The sequence below is a fragment of the Streptomyces daliensis genome, assembly GCF_054782395.1.
Genome location: NZ_BAAGSO010000128.1, coordinates 5,952 through 12,149 on the forward strand (window position 1 = coordinate 5,952; position 6,198 = coordinate 12,149).

Consider the following 6,198-nt stretch of genomic DNA (forward strand, 5'->3'; position numbering starts at 1 on the left):
GTCAACGACTCACCACCAGCAACCACCGCCACCGCACCCGCATCCGCCACCACCCGCCGCTCAAACAACTCCACCACCGACGAGCCATCCACCACCGACGCCGTGTCGTTCCACTCGGTGAGTACCCGGTCCCGCTCCTGCGGGTCGAACACGTCCACCGCGTGCAGGCGTACGTCCGGGTCTGCGGTCACCGTCTCCAGCACCCGCATCAGGCGATCAGCCATCGCCTTCACCGTGCTCAGGTCGAACAGATCCGTCGACGCCATCACCGACCCGCGTACCCCCGCAGGCCGGCCATCCGCAGCGAACATCTCCCCCATCGCGAAATGCAGATCCAACCTCACCGGAACCGTCGCCGTCTCATCCACCGGCGACTGCGCCCCCAGCACCTCATCGGCCGAAGCAGCCCTCACCTCATGCAGATCCAGGCCGGGCCGCCGGATGTTCTGCATCGTGAACATCACCTGGAACAACGGGTTGCGGCTCTGCACCCGTGTGGGCGCGATCTCCTCCACCAGTCGCTCGAACGGCACGTCCTGATGCTCGAAGGCGCCAAGACTCGCGTCCCGCACCCGGCCCAGGACCTGCCGGAACTCCGGGTCGCCCGACAGATCCGTGCGGATGACCAGCGTGTTGACGAAGAACCCCACCAGATCGCTCATCGCCTCATCGGTACGACCCGCGATCGGCGTTCCGATGGGAATGTCAGCGCCCGCCCCGAGTCGCGACAGCAGCACTACCAGCGCCGCCTGCAACACCATGTACGGCGTAGCACCCTCCGTACGCGCCAGCTCCACCAGCCGCTCATGCACCTCACCCGACACCCGCACCGGCACCCGATGCCCACGATGCCCAATCACCGCTGGACGCGGCCGGTCCACCGGCAACGCAAGCTCCTCGGGCGCACCGGCCAGCGCGCCCTTCCAGTACTCCACCTGCTGCGACAGCAGACTCTCCGGATCCGACGCCTCGCCCAGCAGCTCCCGCTGCCACAGGGTGTAGTCCGCGTACTGCACCGGCAGCGGCTCGAACATCGGAGCCTCGCCCCGCCGCCGCGCCGCGTACGCCCGAGAGACGTCGCGGGCGAGTGGCGCCATCGACCAGCCGTCGGCGGCGATGTGGTGGACCAGGACGACCAGGAGGCCGTCGTCCGGCCGGTCGTCCGTCCGGAACAACCAGGCTCGGATCGGCAGGTCGACGGCCAGGTCGAAGGTGTTCCAGGCGGCCTCGTCCACGGCGTCCGCCAGGTCGGCGGGTGCGACGTGCCGCACCCGCATTTCCCAGTCGAGGTTCGCGGGGGACACGATGTGCTGGTAGGGCTCGCCGTCGGAGACCTTGCAGAGCGTACGCAGCGACTCGTGCCGGATGACGACGTCCCGCAGCGCGGCGCCCAGCGCCTCGATGTCCAGACTGCCGCTGAGCGAAACACTCAGTGGCACGTTGTAGGTCGGGCTCGGGCCTTCGAGCTGGGCCAGGAACCACAGCCGCCGCTGCGCGAAGGACAACGGGATCATCACTGGTTCTCCTTACGCATCGGACGAAGAGCCGGTCGAGTCGTCGACTTCTCGGAGCTCAATTTCGCGGCGAGCGTCGCCGGGGTAGGTGCCTCGAAGAGGGTTCTGATCTTGACTTCCACACCGAGCCTCGCTCGGATGCGGGAAAGCAGACTGATGGCGAGCAGGGAATGGCCGCCGAGTTCGAAGAAGCTGTCGTCGACCCCGACCGACTCGTGCTGGAGCACTTCGGCAAACACCTCGCAGAGGAGCGTTTCCTTCTCGTTGGCGGGCTCGCGCCGGGTCGCGCGGTCCGCCGGATGGCCGGGCGCCGGCAGGGCTTCGCGGTCGAGTTTTCCGACCGAGGTGAGCGGGAGTTCGGGGAGGGTGACGATGGCGGCGGGCACCATGTACTCCGGCAGCAGCCGGGCCAGGTGCTGGCGGAGTCCGCCTTCGCCGCCTTCTTCGCCCGGGCCGCCGGACGTGACGGTGCCGTCGGTGCCGTCGGTGCCGTCGGTGCCGTCACGTCCGTCGGCGGGGATGACGTAGGCGACCAGGCGGGTGTTCCCCGGGGTGTCCTCTCGGGCGATCACCGCGGCACGGTCCACGCCGGGATGGCTGCGGAGTGCGGCTTCGATCTCGCCGGGTTCGATACGGAAGCCACGCACCTTGACCTGCTCGTCCACCCGGCCGACGAACACCAGCCGCCCGCCTGACGTCCACTTCACCAGGTCGCCGGTCCGGTACATCCGCGTCCCCGCGGGACCGTACGGGCAGGCCACGAACCTCTCGCCCGTCAGCCCGGGGCGGCCCACGTAGCCACGGGCGACCTGGACACCGGCGGCGTACAGTTCGCCGACCGCGCCGACCGGCACCGGCGCCAGCTCGTCGTCCAGGACGAACACGCGGGTACCGTCGAGCGGTGTGCCGATCGGCACCACACCGCCGTCGGCCGCATCCGTGGTCAGCCGGGCGGTGGCGATCCCGATCGTGGTCTCGGTCGGCCCGTAGTGGTTGTGGACCTGCCGGTTACCTGCCGCTCGCAGCAGTTCGCCCACCCATGCGGCCGGAGCTGGCTCACCACCGAGCACCAGCGATCTGCCGGGCAGCACCGCCTCGGGCCCGGCGGCGGCGGAGGTCAGTGCCGCCAGGTGCGAGGGCACCACCTTGACGAAGCCGATGCGCTGCGCATCCAGGTAGTCCGCGACCGCTTCGGCATCCGTGACGGTGGCCTCGTCCGGAACGTGGAGTCGACCGCCGGTGGCCAGGCTGGTGAACACGACCGTGTTGCCCAGGTCCGTCACCTGCGGTTGCAGCACGGCGTACCGCGCCCCGGGTTCCGACCAGTCGAGGCGGTCCGACGCCGCCGCCACATATCCGGCCAGCCCGCCGTGGGTGACCGCCACGCCCTTGGGTGTGCCCGTCGAGCCCGACGTGTAGATCACGTACGCGAGCTGCGCGTGATGGGACGTCACGGTCGGCCCGTCCTCGGGGTATGCGGCCAGCAGGTCCGGGTCGTCCAGTCGCACGGTCACCACGCCGGGCGGCGCCTCGACCGGTGCCGTGGCCCCGGCGGACTCAGCGGCCTCGCCGGTCTCGGCGACGTCGGCAGTCTCGGCGGTCTCGATGGCCTCGCCGCCGGTGAGCAGCAACCGCGCGCCGCTGTCGGCGAGCATGAAGGAGATGCGGTCGGCGGGGAGCCTGGCGTCGATCGGCAGATACGCCGCGCCGGCCTTCCAGGCCGCCAGGATCGCCGTGATCGTCTGGAGACCGCGCGGCAGGCACAGGCCCACCACGGTCTCGGGGCCTGCCCCGAGGGTGCGCAGGTGGTGGGCGAGCCGGTTCGCGGCGGCGTCGAGCCTGCCGTACGACACCTCGGTGCCGCCCGCCACCACGGCGATGGCGTCGGGGTCGATGGCCGCCCGCTGCTGGAACAGGTCGATGACCGTCGACTCGGGAGCGGGCTCCTCGGTGCCGTTCCATCTGTTCAGCACCAGATCGCGCTCGTGCCCGTCCAGGATGTCCACCGCGTGCAGCGGCAGGTCCGGTGCCGCGCTGACCGCCTCCAGGACCCGCAGGAATCGTGCGGCCATCCTGCCCGCTGCCGGTTCGTCGAACAGGTCGGCCGTGACGGTCACCGTGCCGCGCAGCCCGGCGGGGCGGCTGTGCTCGTCGAGCACCTCCGCGACCGACACGAAGAAGTCGTACCTGCCCGGCGCCGAGGCGGGCTCGTCGAGCAGGGATCCTGCGCCGCCTGCGTGCAGACCGGGCAGTTCGAGGGTCGCGCGCTGGTTGTTCTGCAAGGTCAGCATGACCTGGAACAGCGGGTGGCGTCCCAGTGCCCTGGTGGGTGCCAGTTCCTCCACCAGCCGCTCGAACGGCACGTCCTGGTGCGCCAATGCACCAAGGCTCGCCTCCCGCACCCGGCCGAGCACCTGCCGGAACTCGGGGTCTCCGGACAGGTCGGTCCTGATCACCAGCGTGTTGAGGAAGAACCCGACGAGGTCGTCCAGCGCCTCGTCGGTGCGTCCCGCGATCGGTGACCCGATGGGGATGTCGCTGCCTGCGCCGAGCCGCGACAGGGTCACGGCCAAGGCGGCTTGCAGCACCATGAACGTCGTCACGCCCTCGGTGCGGGCGAGCTCGACCAGCCGCCGGTGGACGACGGCAGGCACGTCGAGGGGCACCCGGTGGGCGCGCTGGGTGGCGACCGCTGGGCGCGGCCGGTCGGTCGGCAGCGTCAGCTCCTCCGGAGCGCCGGCGAGGGTCTGCCGCCAGTAGTCGACCTGCGCCGACAGCAGGCTGTCGGGGTCGGTCTCGTCGCCCAGTACGTCGCGCTGCCAGAGGGTGTAGTCGGCGTACTGCACCGGCAGTGGCTCCCAGTCGGGCTCCTCGCCGCGCAGCCGCGCCTCGTACGCGGTCGACAGGTCCCGTGCCAGCGGTCCTTCCGACCACCCGTCGGAGGCGATGTGATGCATGACGACGTGCAGCACCCGCTCGTCCGGCCCTGCGTGGAACAGCCACGCCCGGATCGGCAGCTCGCTCGACAGATCGAAGGCATGGCGCGACGCCCGGCCCACGGCACCGGCGAGCGCCCCGGGTGCGACCTGGACGAGCTCCAGCTCCCAGTCCAGGTACTGCGGGCCGATGACCTGCTGGCAGGGTTCGCCGTCCGTCTCCGGGAAGACCGTCCGCAGCGACTCGTGCCGCACGATCACGTCCCGCAGCGCCGCGCCCAGAGCAGCCACGTCGACGTCGCCGGTCAGCCGGACCGACACCGGGATGTTGTAGGTGGGGCTGGGGCCCTCCAGCTGGGCCAGGAACCACAGCCGCCGCTGCGCGAACGACAACGGCAGCCGCTCAGGACGCGCCGTCGCCCGCAGCGCGGTACGGGCCCGGTCCCGATGCGTCTCGGGCCCGGCCATGCGCGCGGCCACCCCGGCGACGGTCGGGGCCTCGAAGAGTGCCCGCAGGGGCAGTTCGACGTCGAGTACGGCGCGGATACGCGAGATGAGCCGCACCGCGAGGAGGGAGTGGCCGCCGAGGGCGAAGAAGTTGTCGTCGACCCCGACCGACTCCCTCCCGAGCACCTGGGCGAAGGCACCGCACAGGATCTCTTCCTGGGCGGTGGCCGGCGCCCTGCCCCCGCCGCTGCTGTACTCCGGCGCGGGCAGCGCCTTGCGGTCGAGCTTGCCGTTGACGGTGAGCGGCAGTTCGGTCAGCGATACGAAGGCTGCCGGGACCATGTATTCGGGCAACCGCTCCGCGACGAACGCCTGTAGCGCGTGAGAGCCGTTGCCGTGGTCGCGCCCGGGATCGGCCGGCACGACGTAGGCGACGAGTTGCTTGTCGCCCGGGATGTCCTCACGGGCGATCACCGCGGCCTGCGCGATGTCCGGGTGCGCCAGCAGGGCGGCTTCAACCTCGCCTGGTTCGATGCGGTACCCGCGGATCTTGACCTGTTCGTCGGCGCGTCCCAGGAACTCCAGCTCACCCTCGGCGCTCCACCTGGCCAGGTCCCCGGTGCGATACATCCGCTCCCCGGAACCGAACGGGCAGGCAACGTAGCGCTCGCCAGTCAGCGACGGGCGGCCCACATAGCCACGCGCCAGGCCCGCCCCCGCCACATAGAGCTCTCCCGGAGAACCAACGGGTACCGGCGCCAGCCCCTCATCCAGCACATACAGACAGGTGTTGGCGATCGGCCTTCCGATCGGCACCGCATCGCCGAGCGGCTGGCCGGAGCGGACCTCGTAGATGGAGCAGCCCACCACCGTCTCCGTGGGACCGTACTCATTGACCACCACGGACTCCGGCGCCACCGACAGCCAGCGGGACACCTCACCACCCGCAAGCGCCTCACCGCCCACCACCCAGCGGCGCGCGGCGTTCCGCAGCCGGTCGGCCGGCAGCAGCTCGGCCAGCATCGGAAGATGCGCCGGTACAACCTTCACCAGATCGAACCCACCACCGGAACGCAGTATCTCCGCCAGCCCTTCGACGCCACCGTCCTCGCTCACCGAGACCGCCGCACCCGCGACCAACGGCACCAGCAGACTGGTCACCGTCAAGTCGAACGCCAGCGACGAATACAGCACCGCACCGCCGCACCCCATGTCGTATGTCTCGGCCGCCCAGGCCACATAGTTGGCCAGCCCGCCGTGCGTGACCGCCACACCCTTCGGCCTCCCCGTCGAACCGGACG

At 70.7% G+C, this 6,198-nt stretch carries 2 protein-coding genes; both read right to left on the bottom strand.

Annotated elements, in window-relative coordinates:
* On the bottom strand, positions 1 to 1,514 hold a 1,514-nt coding region (locus tag ACYVOO_RS36920; RefSeq protein ID WP_461020107.1), incomplete at its 3' end, for a condensation domain-containing protein.
* Positions 1,514 to 6,198, bottom strand: a 4,685-nt coding sequence (locus ACYVOO_RS36925) for an amino acid adenylation domain-containing protein (protein WP_461020108.1), incomplete at its 5' end; no start/stop codon positions are given. The genes ACYVOO_RS36920 and ACYVOO_RS36925, both read right to left, overlap by 1 nt.